Source organism: Vibrio sp. D404a (genome assembly GCF_030248535.1).
Lineage (GTDB): Bacteria > Pseudomonadota > Gammaproteobacteria > Enterobacterales > Vibrionaceae > Vibrio.
In genome coordinates this window covers 208,555-225,905 of record NZ_JAHGAJ010000008.1, presented here as the reverse complement: position 1 = coordinate 225,905, position 17,351 = coordinate 208,555, and the positions used below count along the sequence as shown (strand labels likewise).

At 46.7% G+C, this 17,351-nt stretch carries 11 protein-coding genes; 5 read left to right on the top strand and 6 right to left on the bottom strand.

Features of this window, described 5'->3' with window-relative positions; all coding sequences use genetic code 11:
- Positions 1-328: 328 nt before the first annotated feature.
- The 4 genes from KI655_RS06405 (at position 329) to KI655_RS06390 (ending at position 6,823) form a co-directional block, all read left to right on the top strand.
- Positions 329-1,546, top strand: a complete 1,218-nt coding sequence (locus KI655_RS06405) for a ParA family protein (protein ID WP_285402816.1) — start codon at positions 329-331, stop codon at positions 1,544-1,546.
- 5 nt (positions 1,547-1,551) lie between these two features.
- Complete coding sequence (locus tag KI655_RS06400) at positions 1,552-2,526, top strand: ParB/RepB/Spo0J family partition protein (RefSeq protein ID WP_285402813.1); 975 nt, start codon at positions 1,552-1,554, stop codon at positions 2,524-2,526.
- Positions 2,527-2,614: 88 nt separating this feature from the next.
- Complete coding sequence (locus KI655_RS06395; protein ID WP_285402811.1) at positions 2,615-4,705, top strand: tRNA(Met) cytidine acetyltransferase TmcA; 2,091 nt, start codon at positions 2,615-2,617, stop codon at positions 4,703-4,705.
- 441 nt (positions 4,706-5,146) lie between these two features.
- Positions 5,147-6,823 (top strand): DUF342 domain-containing protein, encoded by a 1,677-nt coding sequence (locus KI655_RS06390; RefSeq protein ID WP_285402809.1) that lies wholly within the window; start codon positions 5,147-5,149, stop codon positions 6,821-6,823.
- Positions 6,824-6,923: 100 nt separating this feature from the next.
- On the opposite strand, the gene KI655_RS06385 is transcribed toward KI655_RS06390, so the two are convergent.
- The 6 genes from KI655_RS06385 to KI655_RS06360 form a co-directional block, all read right to left on the bottom strand.
- Positions 6,924-9,038 (bottom strand): type I secretion system permease/ATPase, encoded by a 2,115-nt coding sequence (locus tag KI655_RS06385; RefSeq protein WP_285402807.1) that lies wholly within the window; start codon positions 9,036-9,038, stop codon positions 6,924-6,926.
- Between the two features lie 18 nt (positions 9,039-9,056).
- Positions 9,057-10,967, bottom strand: a complete 1,911-nt coding sequence (locus KI655_RS06380; RefSeq protein WP_285402805.1) for an EAL domain-containing protein — start codon at positions 10,965-10,967, stop codon at positions 9,057-9,059.
- A 5-nt stretch (positions 10,968-10,972) separates the two neighbouring features.
- Positions 10,973-11,641 (bottom strand): transglutaminase-like cysteine peptidase, encoded by a 669-nt coding sequence (locus KI655_RS06375; protein WP_285402831.1) that lies wholly within the window; start codon positions 11,639-11,641, stop codon positions 10,973-10,975.
- A gap of 62 nt (positions 11,642-11,703) precedes the next feature.
- A complete protein-coding gene (locus KI655_RS06370; RefSeq protein ID WP_285402804.1) occupies positions 11,704-13,095 on the bottom strand; it encodes an HlyD family type I secretion periplasmic adaptor subunit in 1,392 nt (463 codons plus the stop codon).
- A 111-nt stretch (positions 13,096-13,206) separates the two neighbouring features.
- Positions 13,207-14,493, bottom strand: a complete 1,287-nt coding sequence (locus tag KI655_RS06365) for a sigma-54 dependent transcriptional regulator (RefSeq protein ID WP_285402829.1) — start codon at positions 14,491-14,493, stop codon at positions 13,207-13,209.
- Positions 14,494-14,547: 54 nt separating this feature from the next.
- Positions 14,548-16,395 (bottom strand): ATP-binding protein, encoded by a 1,848-nt coding sequence (locus tag KI655_RS06360; protein ID WP_285402802.1) that lies wholly within the window; start codon positions 16,393-16,395, stop codon positions 14,548-14,550.
- A 167-nt stretch (positions 16,396-16,562) separates the two neighbouring features.
- Between KI655_RS06360 and pdxH the strand changes: the two genes are divergently transcribed.
- Positions 16,563-17,198, top strand: coding sequence for a pyridoxamine 5'-phosphate oxidase (gene pdxH, locus KI655_RS06355; RefSeq protein WP_285402800.1), 636 nt, complete (start codon positions 16,563-16,565; stop codon positions 17,196-17,198).
- Positions 17,199-17,351 lie beyond the last annotated feature (153 nt).

Sequence of the window (17,351 nt, the reverse complement as noted above, 5' to 3'; positions counted from 1 at the left end):
CAGAACCTCAGAACCTGTTTTTCAATCGAAATCACATTCACCGTAATCTGTGCTTGAATTTCAATCGTTCCGACGAAAAAGGGGTAAAATTCATTTACATTGTAAATTAGTGACAATGTAACACTTTAAATTTATCGAAGAATGTGCCGCATTACAGCGGTTGTTTTTAGTCATTTTTTGTTCACCTGTCACTGCTGCGTAACACAGAAAACATTACAGGCAATCAATTTTATGTGATTTCACTCATAAATGAATGTTCATGTTTTTGTTGGATTTGTTGTTAATTGCTGTACAATTTCTACTAAGTTAACCATTACGGAAATTGGCAATGAAAAGAGAACAAACGATTGATAAGCTCTATCAGCTAGCCGAACAGACTCAACAAGTTCAGGCTGACCGAATTGAGATCATCTTGGAAGAGCGAAGTGACGAGCATTTTCCTCCAATGTCTAAGGCGATGATGGAGACACGCTCAGGTCTTACTCGTCGTAAATTGGATGATGCGATCACTAAACTGGAAGCGGAAGGCCACCAGTTCACGAAAAATAACGCTAATCACTATTCGATTTCTCTTACTGAAGCACACATGCTGATGGACGCTGCGGGCGTGGATAAGTTCCACGAACGTAAGAAACACGCAGACAATAAACCTTGGATTATCAACGTACAGAACCAAAAAGGTGGTACAGGTAAATCTATGACTGCGGTTCACCTAGCGGCTTGCTTATCACTGAACTTGGATAAACGTTACCGTATTTGTCTTATCGACCTTGACCCACAGGGTTCACTGCGTCTTTTCTTAAACCCACAAATCAGTGGGGCAGAGCACGACAGCATTTACTCAGCTGTCGATATCATGTTAGATAACGTACCAGAAGGCCAAGAAGTCGACTCGGAATTCCTACATAAAAATGTACTGCTTCCGACCCAATACCCGAACCTTAAAACCGTTTCAGCATTCCCAGAAGATGCGATGTTTAACGCAGAAGCGTGGCAGAGCCTATCTCAAGATCAGTCTCTCGATATTGTTCGTCTACTCAAAGAGAAGCTGATTGACAAAATCGCTGATGACTTCGACGTGATCATGATTGATACCGGTCCTCACGTTGACCCGTTGGTATGGAATGCAATGTACGCGTCGAACGCGTTACTGATCCCATGTGCGGCTAAGCGTCTTGACTGGGCATCGACGGTTAACTTTTTCCAGCATCTACCAACGGTTTATGAGATGTTCCCTGATGATTGGAAAGGGCTTGAGTTCATTCGCTTGATGCCGACGATGTTTGAAGATGACAACAAGAAACAAGTCTCTGTCTTGACCGAGATGAACTACCTGCTGAATGACCAAGTTATGATGGCTACCATTCCTCGTAGCCGCGCATTTGAAACCTGCGCAGATACTTACAGCACGGTTTTTGACTTAACGACAAGCGATTTTGAAGGCGGTAAAAAGACGCTAGCGGTTGCTCAAGATGCAGTACAGAAGAGTGCACTTGAATTAGAACGTGTACTACACAGCAACTGGTCTTCACTTAATCAGGGATAATCAACATGGCAATTAAAACATCCGACTTAAATGCAAAGCTATTTGGTAAAGCAAACAAGCGCCGAGTAGCAACTCCTCAAGAAGCTCAAACAGCAGCAAAAGAGCAAGCTCAAGTGATTGAACTTGCTGTTGCTGGTGAAGAAATGGTGTCTTTTGAGCTAGTACGTATTCCTGCTGATCAAGTTGCAACGCAAACCGTCGTATTCGAAGAGAATGCACGTGAGCAATCTTTCCTAAACGAACACGCACTTTCAGACGTTTTAACCACACTTAAAGAGCGTGGTCAGCAGTACCCAGCTGTAGGTCGTAAGAACAAAGACGGTAAGATTGAAGTCTTAGACGGTAGCCGTCGTCGTATGTCTTGTATTCTTGCTGACAAAGAGTTTCTTATCTATGTCGCTGAAGACATCAACAGTGAACACGCTAAGTTCCTTTCTGATGTAGCGAATGCGCACAAGCCACTGTCTCTTTATGAGAAAGGCAAAGAGATGCAAGCGAAGCTAGATAAAGGTGAAGCTGAAGACCAAAAAGCGCTGGCTAAAATGTTCCAGTGTAGTGAAGCATTAGTGAGTGGCGCTTTGAAAGCGGCATCGCTTCCGCTAGAGCTGCTTCAAGCGTATCCAAATGTGAGTGACTTAGGTCGTCCAACCATCGTAAAACTTCACAAGCAATTTGGTTCACTTAATGCAGAACAGCAACAAAACTTGCTGACGAAATGCGATGCGACTGATGGTTTTGTATGGCAGCGTAGTGAAGCGCAAGGTGTCACTCGTCTAACAAAAGACGTGACAGAAACACTAGAGAATTGGATTTCTGAACTTGCACCAGCGCCAGCAAAAAAAGCGACTCCTAAGGTTGAGCTAATTAAAGGCCGTGCTTCATACAGCCGTAAGGGTGCTAACCTAGCATTGAACCTTAAAAAGGTTGATGACGCGACCATGGAAGAGATTTTGGCTTTCGTTCAATCAAAGCTAAACTAACGCTCTCACCATTCCAATTAAAAGCCGCTTGATGCGGCTTTTTCTTTACCTGTGATAAACTGTGTGTAGACCAATCTGGACACAATTTATGACAACTCTCCCTTTCTTAACGCAACTCTCTACTACTGCTATTCATCATAACCATCGCTATGGTGTTGTTCTCACCGGCGATGTGGAGTGGCAATCTCAAGAGATTCAATCTTATCTCAAAAACAAAGCTAACTCTGCTGCCTACGTTCTCGGTGAATTGGAAGTACCCGGCACGCAAACAATCCCTTTCAATAAAGGCCAGCACCTACTAGGGCAAGAGTGCCAAGTGTTGATCTGTGACTTTAGAAATGCGTTTGATGCCAATAGTTTTACGGCTGCGTTGGGTGCTTTGGTTGGGGGTGGGGTGCTTTTGGTTCTTCCACACAAGCAGAGCGATACGACGACTTTGGATAAATCCACTTTCTCTGAACTCTGGATTAAACGTCAGTTCGATAAGCTGTATGGTTTGTCTCAAGATATGTCGCCGCAAAACCTTGAGCAGTTGATGTCACAACTGCCTCAAATGGTAGAAGTTGAACATTGTGTTGATCAGTATGAACAACAAAGTCACGCCATTGAGGCGATTCAAAAGGTGATGTTTGGTCACCGGAAACGTCCATTGGTTTTGACTGCAGATCGCGGACGCGGTAAGAGCTCGGCATTGGGCATGGCTTCTGCCAAGATTATTCAGGTTAAAAAGGCGGTGACCATTGTCGTTACCGCTCCTAATGTAAAAGCTGTACAACCATTGTTTGAACATGCTTTGAAGCAATTACCTCATTCAACGATGTTAAACCGCCATACCTTGGTACACGAACAGAGTAACATTGTTTTTATTGCGCCAGATGAACTGCTAAGAACGCAACCCGATTGCGACCTGCTTTTAGTGGATGAAGCGGCGGCGATTCCTCTTCCAATGTTGAAGCGTATGGTAGAGCGCTACCACCGCATGGTTTTTTCGACTACTGTACACGGGTATGAAGGCAGTGGACGAGGCTTTGGTCTTAAGTTTGAAAAGTGGTTATCTCAGCATCGTCCTAACTGGCGCTCATTTAAACTTGAACAGCCGATACGTTGGAGTGTTGGTGATCCGCTAGAAGAGTGGTTGTTTGAGACGTTCTTACTTAATTCAGATATTGAAGCACTACCTGAAAACCTTCAAACCAGTAGTACCACTTGGCATCAGTTCGACAAGCAAGCTTTGCTTGATAATCCTTACATACTTGACCAGTGCTTTGGATTATTGGTTAGCGCTCATTATCAAACATCGCCAAATGATTTGATTCAGTTGCTCGATAATCCACAAATGTCGCTTCATGCTCTGTTCGTCGAAAAGAGATGTTTGGGGTGTGTATTGGTGGTCGAAGAGGGTGGATTGCAACCTAATATGATTGAAGACATTCAGTTGGGTAAACGTCGACCTCGTGGGCATTTGGCTCCGGCGCTTATTGCTAACCACTTAGGCATCCCTTTGGCTGCCGAGCAAACGTGTCTCAGAATCATGAGAATCGCTGTTCATCCGGATATTCAAGGGCAAGGCTACGGTCATCAGATGATGACGCATTTGGTTCAATCAGCAGGTCACTTCGATTATTTGGCGACTAGTTTTGGCGCAACGGATGAGTTGGTTGATTTCTGGTTCAGTAATGGATTTGAGCCAATGCACCTCGGCCACCAGCGTGACCAAGCGAGTGGGTGCCATTCTCTACTCATGTGTAGAGCCTTAACCAAGTCGTCTCAGGTTTGGCTCGAACAAGGTAAGTCGCATTTCAATTCCAGTTTCCGTTATCTGATTTCTACTTCGTACAATGAACTTGAGGCTTCTATTGTTCGTTCGTTGTTGGCATCTCTGTCTTGCCAAACTGTCTCACAACAAAACCTTGCAATGTTGAATCACTACATACTCGGTGGCAACGGATTCGATAGTGTTGGTTTTATGTTTGAGAATATGATCTTCGAGTTGAACCGCGACCAGTTGCGCCGAGTCTCTGACTTAATTATCTGGAAGGTGTTACAAAAGAAATCATGGAGCGAGTGCAGCGAGCTGACCAACTTTACTGGACGTAAGCAAACGGAAGCTTCACTGAGAAAAGACCTCGAACTCGTTATCAGTGAGTTAGGTCTAAATCCTAATTTACAGTGTAAATAGGCTCTCATCGTAATTTCATTCATTTATCGATTTACAGTGTAAACTCAACCATGACTCAATTTACACTGTAAACTCAGCTCTCGTCTCCGGTCTCTCGTCTCTCGTCTCTCTTCATTCACCAACAAGTCGAACTTCTTTCGTTCTTGCCTTTTTCCAACAGCTTGAAATACTCGAAAATTGAGCTCGTCACACCAAACCTGATTTCAGAATAAAATTTTTGTGGTGGACTTGTTGCGGCCACATAATTGGTCTTTGCTAAAGTCATTCAGGTTGATTTAATGCGTTAAGTCAATAAGTTGCGAATTGAAGTGTAGTAGCTCAATATTGAGAAAATATTCAGTAAAGTGACTTATCCCTTGTTATTGAAAAAGGAGTATGTTCACAAAACAGTATCTTCTATAAACTGAATTCATACTCTTTTGCTAAGGAAGTGGCAGTCGTATGTGGGACAACATAGTTACATTGTCTGAAGATGGAAAGGAAGTGATCGCTCGGTTGCAATCAGGCTTTGTCGTGGATGGAAGCTTTGATCAAAAGGAGTTACCTGAGTCACTGAAGAAGTTGCAAGCCAGTCAATTCTTCCCTTTAGAAGATGAAGTTATACGCTTTGTTAACCTAGCAAGAGAGGGCAAAGGTGAAGCCTATGAAGGCGTAACTGTGGCAGAGATGCGTAATGCAAGTATGGTTGTCGAGTTGTCTGACGACGAGATGCTTGCCAGTATCACGGTTACTGGTGCTTATGCAGGGCGTGGGCTAAGAGGCGCGGAAATTGTTCATGCACTGGCTCAGGCACACATCACCAAAGGTATTAATAAACTCGCCCTAAAAAAGGTACTCGTAATGAGTAACAAGCTACAGGCGGGTGATAAATTCACACAAGTGGTCGCTCAAGGCAAACAGCCAGTGAAAGGTAAAGACGCTAAGTTTGAGCCTCTTGTTCCTGACATCACACGTCAAGTGCTCAAACCTCGCAGCAAAGAGTCCGGCAAGATCGACATGCGCGATCTTGGGGAAACCATTACCGTTGGTGAAAATGACCCGGTGATGAGGCGAACGCCCGCGACCAAGGGAACTGCAGGTTTCACCGTTCAAGGGAAACTCATTCCACCACTTCCTGGAAAAGACAGCCTACTCAAGCCTGGAAAGGGCACGTCTATTTCTTCTGATGATCCCAATCTTCTCGTTGCCAACTGTTCTGGATTGCCACTTATTAAAGAACGCACCATCGAGGTCGATGAGGCATTGTGTCTGAATAGCGTTAGCGTGGCTACCGGCCACGTTAAGTTTAAAGGTAATGTATTTGTTTCTGGCAACATTGACCCTGGCATGGTGGTGAAGGCAACCGGAAGCGTGACGGTTGGCGGTTTCATTGAATCTGCCGAAGTGCAGGCGCAGGGCGACATTAAAGTGGCGAAAGGCATTATCGGCCACACTGTGAAAGAGGGTGAGTGTAAAAGCTGTAAAGTTCTCACTAAGGGCTCAATCGAAGCGAGCTATGCTCAATATTCTGAGCTGCAAGCTGGAACAGATATCCGATTGACGGTACACAGCATGAGTAATGAAATTCGCTGCGGTCATGATTTGATTGTGGTTGATGGCATGAAGAAGCACGGTACGCTTAGTGGCGGTGAAGCCAAAGTAGGTGGCAAGGTAGAGTGCGTGTTCCTCGGTGTTGAGGGTGATACCGCCACTAAGGTCCACTGTTTTGCCCGCTACGACGGTTACAAGCTGAAGATGAGTGAGCTTAGAGATGTCTACAAGACCGCTCAAGAGAAAACCATGGATGTGATTCGCCAAGAGCTGGAGTTTAAGAAAAGACCCAAGGCAGAGCGCAGTGACGAAGAGGCGCAGCGCATTGAATCGATGAGAGAGCAGAACAACCAAGCGATAGAATCGACCAAGCAGCAGATTGATAATCTTGAAGCGGAGTTTGATACCTTACTTGAAGAGTGCACGGTTGAGGCGCATGAGAAGGTCTATACTCGCGTGACGATTCAGTTTGGTGACGAAACCGTGACAACTAAACGTACTCACGGCGGTAGCGTATTCTCCTTTAACCAATACGAGATTCAGTGTTCGTTTAAAATGGAAAAAGAGGACATTGGAGAGCAGCTGTAATCGTCTAACTACTCTCTTCTTGTCATCAAGTAACCAGAATAAAAAAAGGAGCCAGTGGCTCCTTTTTACGTTTAGTGTGAAAGCGTGTTCTAGTATCAACCTAGCTGACTGCTCTCACTTTGCCTTGCTTAAGATCAGACAGTACTTTGGCTTTCGGACCATCGGCAATGATGCAGCCTTTCTCCATCACAATCACTCGGTCTACAACGTCTAACATTGAGGTTTTGTGGGTGATCAGGATAAGCGTTTCGCTCGGTAATAGCTGGTTCAATTGGTGCTTGATGTGCATTTCTGAGCGATTATCCATCGCACTGGTTGGTTCATCCATCAGCAGTACAGGTGGGCGACCTAAGAAAGCACGAGCAATAGCCACGGCCTGACGTTGACCACCTGATAGTAAACCACCGCCTTCACCGACTTGGCGCTCTAAGCCTGCAGGATCTTGCTGAGTAAAGTTGGTCACGCCTGCTCGGTTAGCTGCGTCCATGACGTCGCGATCATCCACCAATGGACGACCCAAAGTAATGTTGTCGCGAACCGAGCCATAGAACAAGTTACTGTCTTGCGGTACACAGCCTATATTGCGGCGTACGTCGACATGATGTAGTTGCTCCATATCGGTATCATCAATACGCACATGACCCTCTGTCGGCTTGTACAGGCCCATAATCAGACGTTCTAGTGTTGTCTTACCCGAACCAATACGACCGATGATCGCCACCTTTTCGCCCGGTGTTATGGTTAGGCTAAGGTCACGCACCGACGCAATAGGGGAATCTGGATAGTGGAAGGTCACCTTATCAAGCGCAATATGTCCTTGAATGATAGGGCGGTGAATGTAGCGTTTGCCCTCTTCTTGCTCATCAGGCATCTCCATGACTTGCTCAATCAAGGTCATTGATGACTTCGCTTGGTTGTAACGAGTCGACAGAATAGAGAGCTGAACCAACGGGCCAATCGCGCGGCCACTCAACATAGTCGCAGCAATCAAACCACCCATAGTAAGGTCACCCTCAGCAATCAGGTAAACACCAAAGATGATCATGCCGACATTGGTACTCTGTTGCACAAAACCAGCGGTGTTTTGAATGCTGTCGGTGATTCTACGACTCTTAATATTCCAGTTTGCCATGTGCGCCACCGCTTCTTCCCAGCGGAACTGGAACTGACTCTGAGCGCTGAATAGCTTAACGGTTTCAAGACCGGCTAGGCTCTCAATCAGGTTGGCGTATTTTTGCGAAGCAAGGCGTGAGCCCTCTTCAATTGTGCGACGCAGTGGACCTTGAATCAGGAATGCGTAGATAACCAGTATCACTACACCGACGATAGGAACGTACACCAGATCGCCAGCCATCAGCCAAATAAGGGTGAGGAAGAGGAGCGCGAAAGGAAGGTCAATCAAAGATCCAATCGTTGCGGAAGTAAAGAACTCTCGGATTGATTCAAACTCTTGCAGGTTTTTCGCAAAGGCACCGACGGATGCAGGCTTAGCCTCCATACGAATCCCGAGCACTTTACTAAACAGCTTTGAGGAGATTAGGATGTCAGATTTTTTGCCCGCAATATCGATAAAGTAACTGCGCATAAGTTTGAGCAGCAGATCAAAGAGAAACACCACAAAGATACCACTTGCCAATACCCATAGCGTTTCAAAGGCGAGGTTAGGGACCACTTTGTCGTAGACTAAGCGGGTGAACATTGGTGCAGCGATAGCAAACAAGTTAATTAGAATCGAGGCGATCAGTACGTCGCGGTAGATCTTTTTCGATTCCCAAATGGTGCCCCAAAACCAGTGTCCTTGACGGGTTTTGAGGATCTCTGGTGAGCGCTCGTCGTAACGGAACTGTTTCTTAACTAAGAAGTAGCGACCAATAAATTGATCTTTCAGCTCTCCCAGTGGAATGAGGATCGGCACCATGCCGCTTTCGGCTGTAATGATTTCCGCTTCTTGCTTTTCAAAATCGATGCGGTTGAGTACACACGCTTCACCCTGCTTGAGCAGCAGTACCGCTGGCAGAATCAGCTCCGGAATGCTCTCTAAGTCGGAGCGGTTCTCTTTCGCCACTAACCCTGCACGCTCTGCAGAGCGAGGGAATAGGAAAGGGGTCAGCTTACCATCCGCGAGAGGCAACCCATTAATGAGCGCCTCTGGAGAGTTCGCCAGACCGTAATAGCGGCTGACGTATATCAGCGAATTGAGTAATGGATCTTGCATTAAATAACCACCTTACTGCTACTTATCTACGATGAAGCCTTGGAACACTTCAACGTAGTTGTCTGACAATGTATCAAGCTGCGTTTGAGTCTCGATACGTGAGGCGATGGTGGTAATACCCAAGTTGTGCGCCGTACGTGAGATCGACGTCAGGGTAAATTTCTGTTTCTCATCATCCAGATTGTGGGTGTAGAGGTAATCCAGCTTAACGTAGCCTGGGCGGAACTCATTGATGTATTCCAGAGACTGGAAGTTACGACCGTAGTTATCAACACCAAATACCGCGTCGGTGTTGCGAATCGCATTACATAGCAGTGCCGTGTAGTGTGGTTCATTCACAAAGCAATTCTCTGGGATCTCAAAGTGCAGCATGTGTGAAATCGATGAATTCTTGCTGAGTGTTTCTCCAACCCAACGGATGAAGCTTGGCTCTGAGATACTGCTCGCCGAGATGTTGATCGCCACTGGTGTCGTGATCTCTTTAGCGTGAAGTTTCTCGATCATTTTCTCGATAACGTATTGGTCTAGCTCGTGGCTAGCACCAAGTTGCTCAAGTGCATATAGGTATTGAGCGGCACTGTAGCGAACCCCGTCTTTTTCGATGGCAGAGAACACCTCTTGGTGGAAGGTCTTACCGAAACTGTTGTTGGCCGCTTGCAAACGGAAGGTGAACAGATCATTGATGATCGCTTCTTCTACCAGCGTACGCCATTGTTGTTTACCCATTACCGCGCCGTGGTCATCGGCCGTGATGTAACCGTAAGTCATCTCGCGGTTTGCTTTGGCGATAGATAGGGCGTTATCCACCAACGACATGATTTCAGTGCTGGTCTTGCTTTGGCTACTGTGCGTCACACCCAGCGAAATACTAGCGTGAGCGGTGCCTGTTGGGTCGGAACCTAGCCCTTGTACACAATTAACAATGCTGTCAGCGATTAGCTTCAGCTCGCTCTCATCAATGTTTGGCAAGATAAAGCCGAACTCATCTTTTGAGATACGAGCCATTGTAAGATCGGGTGATGAGATAGAGGCTTGCAGATGCTCAGCCAAGTCATGCACGAGCGCGTCGCCCTCTTGGTAGCCTTTATCTTCGTATTCGTCGGCGATGAATTGCGCCTGAAGAACAGCCAAACCACCAACACTCGATTCAGCCAACCACTGGTTAAGCTGTGACATATAGTAAGCACGATTACCCAGTTGTGACACGGGATCGATATAGGCACGCTCACGCAGTCGTTGTGCTTCCTGTGCTTGGTTTTTAAAGGCTTGTTCAACTTGGGTCGACATGTGGTTGATGCCGTCCACGACCATAATCAGGTCTTTGGTTTTTGGTCTCGCAAGCGGTTCACCAAACTGGTTTTTCGCAATTTGGTCCATCTTGGCGATGATCAGGTTCAGTGGCTTCAGAGAGCGTTTAACTATCCACGAGATAGCCAGCAGCCCGATGGTAAAAATCAAAGCAAATACAGTCGTTAAGCGAGTAAATGATTGCCAAAGTTGGGCATAGGCAGGGCCGGGGTGACTGACAATTTCCACCTCAGCGAGCTGCATCCAACCACTGGTGATGACACGGCGGTCGTGAATAGGCTCAAACAAGTTCAGCGATGTGAACCAGCTAGGTACGGTACTGGGTTTGATCGGGTAAGAGCGTAAAATGTCGTCGCCACTATCAAGGAAGATGAGGCGCACCACTGAATACGAGCTGCCATCAAACAGCGCATTGATGACCGATTCAACGGCGATTGGATCTTTGTCCTCAAGATAAGGAGCCAAAGCCAAACCAACGGTATTGATGGTATTGCTTACCTCTGAGCGCTGCTGCGCTTCTAGGTGGCCTCGAGTGGTATTAAATTCGATCATAAATACTGACGTCATCAGTAATATAAAGACCGCAACCATCCCGACTACAAGCTGTTTATATAAAGTCATTGTACCTACTCATCGTAATTGATAATGGGTTTGTTTAATTTTAGAGAGCGCTCGCGTGAACGAAGATCGTTCCACAAGCTCAATCTGGATGATTTACCTGCAAGCTGTCCGTTTCCTGCCGAAGACTTCATAAGCCATAGGTTTTTACCGTTAAAGCTGTATACCGGTAGTAAGTCTCTGCGCGTTGACGCTCGTTTAATTTCTGGATTCAAATTGTCTAAAATGACCGGCTCCGCACTCGGTGTGGAGTAGTAGGCCAGTACCATATGGAACTGATTTAGCTCTAGGGCTTTGACGTAGACCAATCTCAGTTTCTTGTCGGGCACGCCCAGCTCCAGCAAGGAAAAGTACTTCGCGATGGTGAAGTCTTCACAATCGCCGGCGTTACTGCCCAAGAACTCCAGTGGTGTTGCCCAGTAATCTTTCTTTCCCCACAGAACAATGTCGTCAACAAAGTAGAGTTGGTTAAAGAAGCGATTGACGGATTCCAGCTTCTGAGCGTCACTCTGCGTTTTGAACTGCGCAATATAGGATCGCCATGTCTCAACTCGCTTAGCCGCTCTATCACCATAGGTTTGCGAGACGGCATTCACCCAGCGCTGTTCCGTGGTATTCAGTGCAAACGATGCAAAAGAGGTCATTGCCAACAGTACAATGGCAGCACGTGATTTCATCATCGAACGGCCTTGTGGCTTTGACTAACATCTAGGTTGAAAGGGAAAAACATCACACACCCTTACTCTTTCAACGCGTTGTTCTGAGCACTTAATATTGGCTTCAACATGTAATCCAGTACGGTTCTTTTACCAGTAATAATGTCGACCGATGCCGTCATACCCGGGATGATCGGCAACTCTTCATTTTGCCCGAAGCTGTATTTTTCAGTTCGAACACGCACGATATAGAAACTGTTGCCCTCTTCATCTTGGGTGGTATCAGCACTGATGTGCTCCAATACTCCTTCAAGACCACCATATTTGGTGAAGTCATAGGCGCTGAACTTAACAATGGCAGTAAGCTCAGGGCGTAGGAAGGCGATGTCTTGCGGGGCGATTTTGGCTTCGACCAGCAATGAATCTTCGGTTGGTACGATCTCAACAATGTCCATACCCGGCTGAATAACACCACCCACGGTATTGATGCCTAACGTCTTCACCGTACCTGTCACTGGCGAGATAACCACAGTTCGGTTTACTCTATCTTCTAAACCGACGGCAGATTCGGTCAGTGCCGAGAGTTTGTCTTGCGCTTGATTGAGTTTCTCTTGTTGTTCCGAGCGGAAATTCAGTGCTGCATCGACTCGGCTAAGCATCGACTCTTTAATGGCCGAACGCAGGACTGGGATTTTCAGTTCGCTAGAGGTGAGTTCACGACGCGTGTCGTTCACTTGTCTTTGAAGTTTTAGCAGCTCGATACGCGGAACCACGCCCTCGTCAGCCAACGGCTTGGTGATATCGAGCTCTTTGCGCGCAAAACGGTAGCTCTCGCGTAGGTTGGCTACTCGCGCTTGAACCTCGACTAGGTCTTGTTGTTTCTGTTCAACTTGTTGTTCAAATACAGACAGTTGGTTACGTAGGTTATTAAGATCTTGTCGGTATTCGGCTTTTTGGCGTTGGATTAAGTCGGGTTGACGTTCGATAAATTGTGGAGGGAAAGCCAGTTTTCCGTAATTGAGGATCACACTCTTTTGCCAATTTTCGACAGAGAAGTTTTCGTCGATCACCACACTGGTTAGTGATGCGGAAAGCATCAACACGTTTGCTGTTAAGTTGGCGACTTGTTGTTCGCGTTCGCGGAAGTCCGAACGAAAACGGGTGTCATCGATAAGAAGCAGTTGCTGACCTTTTTGAACCTGTTGGCCTTCTTTAACCAAGATCTCTTTTACCAGACCACCTTCGAGGTTCTGTACCACTTGAATCTGAGAAGAGGGGATCACCTTACCTTGGCCAACAGTCACTTTGTCTATCTCTGCCCAAGCGGCCCAGCCGATCGCAGCAACAAAGAACAGAACGATAACCCACAGCATTATCCGCGCACTGGTTGGCGTGTTGAGTAGCAACGCCGCTGTTTTATCATCGACGTAGTCGAGCTCGGTATCGTTCAGCTTGTTGTAACTTTTCTGGCTCATAACAATCCTTGTCTGCGAAATTTAGTGCAAGCCTATTGAGTGTATTCTTAGTTTTAAGAAATGTTAAGATTTTGTTCCCATAAAGCGTTGTATTTATATATATTTATCAAATTATCGATTTTTAAAATCGGTTTTGTCTAATTGGTGTTTACGCAGCTTGTCATATAAGGTCTTACGAGACACTTGTAGCTCTTGTTGCACCTCTTTAAGCATGCCTTGGTGACGGTGTAAGGCTTCTATCAAAATGATCTGCTCAAAGTTATCCGTTCGTTCGCTTAAAGAGAGCTGTTTAATGGCCGTTCCTGAGGCGCTATCTTCTGAATCGTGATTCTCTTCTTGTTCCTCTGGCTGTTTTACTTGGGTGAGCACTCGTAGCTCTGCTTCCTGACGCAGTTGACGAACATTCTCTGGCCAAGGTTTCGCAATCAGCCGCTCGATATCTCGTTTGGTGATGATCGGCGGTGGTAACTGATAACGGCTGGCCGCACCTCGCGCAAAGTGCTTAAACAGTGAGCCAATATCTTCGGTCCTTTGCGCTAGTGGCAGAAGGTCGAATTGACGAAACTCCCCTTTAATTGTAGCGGGTACAACGGTGGATGCGATAATGATACAAGTTGCATTTGAATTGCATGCATTTTCATGAAGTAACTTTGATTTTACTTGCGTGAGCCAAGCCCATTGCTGAGAAATTAATACTTCTGTTTCATGGATATAGAGAGTTCCGCCACGATGTTTATTGCACAACTGGTAGAGATAGTCGCAAAACGTCTCTTGATCGGATTTAGGTAGATTGAACGCGGCAACAGGGTAGAGTTCCCCTCGCTGGTTGCTGTGCAGGTCGTGGGTGTATTGAGCGGTAATCCGCTTGCCCGTGCCGACTTCACCTTTAAAGATGATCATCGGGTCTTTGCTGAGATCGAGCGTAATCAGATCGCGTCTTAGGTTCACCATAGAGGGCGATTGACCGATCAACTTGGGGCCCACGTGCGTCTGCATCGCTAACTCTTTTCGCAGGAGATTGTTTTCTTCAACCAGTGCGAGCTTGTCCGCGGCTTTGTGAATGGCCGTCATCAAGGCATCGACAACAAAAGGCTTCTCAAGGAAGTCGCAGGCTCCCACTTTCATTGCGGTGACAGCGGTCTGAACATCTCCGTGTCCGGTCAATACAATCACTTGAAAGTGCGGATTGTGTTTTAAAAGTTGTTCGGTAAATTGAATACCGTCCATAACAGGCATATGGATGTCGGTGATCACCACGCCAGCTTGGGTCAAAGGGATCTGTTTGAGTGCTTCTACCGCGTTGGGAAAGCAACGAATCTCAATGCCCTCTATGAGCATGGCTTGCTCAACAGAGTCACGAATCGCGGGTTCATCGTCAATAAAGTAGAGTGCTGGCATGGTTTTCAAAGCCACATTCCTTGTTTCAATAATGGGTTGTGTTCAACTACACCTTTAATCGGTGTTTTGGTTATTCTCGTCAGCCGTATGCTCTGGGCTGGTATCCGAGGTGACGGTCTGTAACGGGATTCGCAGCGAGAATACCATGCCACAAGGCTCGCGGCGGGTTGCGGTGATACTGCCGTGATACGCTTCAATAATCCGCTTAGAGATCGACAGTCCAAGCCCTAGCCCTTCCGGTTTGGTGGTAAAAAAGGGGTCAAACAACTGAGAGAGTTTTGATTCAGGCAGCCCGACGCCGTTGTCCCAAATATCAAGTACACAAGTTTGAGATTCCAATCGCCACTCTAAGCCAATCTGCGGGCTCGGCTGCTGGTTCAGTGCTTGCGCGGCGTTATGAATCAAATTAACCAATACCTGCTCTAACTCGGTTGGGTGAATCGAAATCTGAATGTCGTCACTAATAGAAGTCATACGCAACGTTATGCCTTGCTTGATCAACAGGGCACTCAAGATGCCAGTCGCGTTATTGACCGCTTGATGCAGATTTGCCGTGTGGTTCTCTTGCTTAGTGACCTTGCGGGTAAAGACTTTAAGTCGAGCGATGATGTCGGTGATTGACATATTGAGAGCCAGCATCTTATCTAGATTGCCCTTCACCATATCGGTACGTCCCATTTCTAGCAGCTTGAGGCTGTTCTCACTGTAGGTTCGCAGGGCTGCGAGCGGTTGGTTTATTTCATGGTTAATGCTGGCTGAGAGTTCACCTAATACCGCGAGTTTGGCCGTCTGTGTGAGTTCTTGCTCAGTCTGCTTGAGCTTGCTTTGGGACTCTTGGTATTGATGAATGGTCTGTTGCAACTGTTGGTTCGACTGCTGAAGGTAGAGCGTGCGCTTGTTAACGGTCTCTTCCAGTTTATGATTGAGCGTTGTGAGTGCCACTTTCGCTTTGTAGGTTTGACGCCAAGACCAAGCGATCAGCAATACTAGGCTGTAGATCACCAAGAATATCGCGTCTATCTGCGTCACTTTCTTGAGCTCTGTCTCTCGCCCCTTGAGCGCCACAACTTGGTATTGCTGACTGCTAGTTGTGGCAGGGTAGACATTAAACCTGCCCATTTGGCTCAACTGCTTGCTGGGTAATTCGCTAACGGGCTGTGACAGAGCAAGGAAATCATCAATCAGAGTGATTTGGTCCAACCCATATTGACGTTGCTGCGCGATCTGTTGTTGTTGAATTAAGCTCAGTGGTTGCAAAGAGTGGTACAGCCATTGGGGTTGGCTAGAGAGAAACACCACTTGGTTGTTGTCGAGCACGACAATATCAAAGCCATCACTGGTCAAAATCGCTTCAATGTTCTCTAGGCTGACTTTAACGGTCAACACACCAACGATTTCCTCTGCAACGTAGAGTGGGGAAGAGAGAAAATAACCGCGAACGTTTGAGCGTGCACCTAGGCCTACGTATTGAGATTTATCACCATTGATCGCTTGGCTGAAGTAAGGACGAAACGCAAAGTTCTCGCCCACGAAGGTCTTTGGATCTTGATAGTTACTTGAGGCAACCACGGTACCACTGTCGTCATGAATGTAGATGGTATCCGCCAGGCTTTGGCTTGCCCAATCTTCGAGTAATAAGTTGAGTTGCTGCGCGGTAGTTTGCTTTGAAAAGTAGCCCAATATTCTTGGATCGTGGCTCAGTATGGCTGGGACCTGCTTGAATTTGGCCAGCTCGGAATCCAGTTGGAGATTGGCTTTATTGGCCGCCTCTTCAAGTTGCTCGCGAACTAATCGCTGTTGATACTGCTCCGCCAACAGATGCGTCGCGGCGAGTCCAGCGGCACCTAGAAGTAGTGAAGCGATAACAGAAGGGGTCAGAAAACGGGTTATTTTGTTGGCCAAGGTGAACTCAGATCCGATTGAAAGTGTATATAGATTAACAACATGACTATCAGAGTACCGAGATCTTGGTAACACCGAGCCCAATAGCCAGCACAAACGGCTATCACGGGCTTGTATTTCGTTATGCGAAAGCGCAGAATCACAAAAAAATGAAAAGGAGCAACGAAATGGAACTGAAAGATATTCGCCGTGAATATGCTCAGGGTGGATTGAGACGCAAAGACTTAGCTGCCGATCCCGTCGATCAATTTAACCTGTGGCTAGAGCAGGCAATTGAAGCCAAGCTTACCGATCCGACTGCGATGACGGTAGCTACGGTGGATAAGGATGGTCAACCTTTTCAGCGTATCGTGTTGCTTAAGAACGTCGATAAACAAGGTTTCGTTTTCTATACCAACCTAGGAAGCCGTAAGGCACAGCAGTTAGAACATAACAGCAAAATCAGCCTTCACTTCCCGTGGCATCCGTTAGAGCGCCAAGTTCACATTACAGGTACTGCAGAGAAGCTTACAGCGGTAGAGAACATGAAGTATTTCTCTTCACGCCCGAAAGAGAGCCAACTGGCTGCTATCGCGAGTAAACAAAGTAGTCGTATTTCTGCTCGTGGCATCTTGGAAGGTAAATACCTAGAGCTAAAACAGAAGTTTGCCAAGGGTGAAATCCCAGTGCCAAGTTTTTGGGGTGGTTTCCGTGTTCGTGTCGACAGCATTGAGTTCTGGCAGGGTGGTGAACACCGTCTGCACGACCGCTTCCTATTTTCTCGCCAAGAGAATCGTTGGGATATCGACCGTCTCGCGCCATAGCTGAATCAAACGCATCAAATTTGTTGAATGCCAAATACTAAAACACCGCGTGTAATCTAGTGAGACTGACGCGGTGTTTTTGTTTGTCGAGCGAGAACCCTTGAGGCTATCGTCTGTAGCGAATCACATAGAGTGTTCAGAACTATGGCTCAG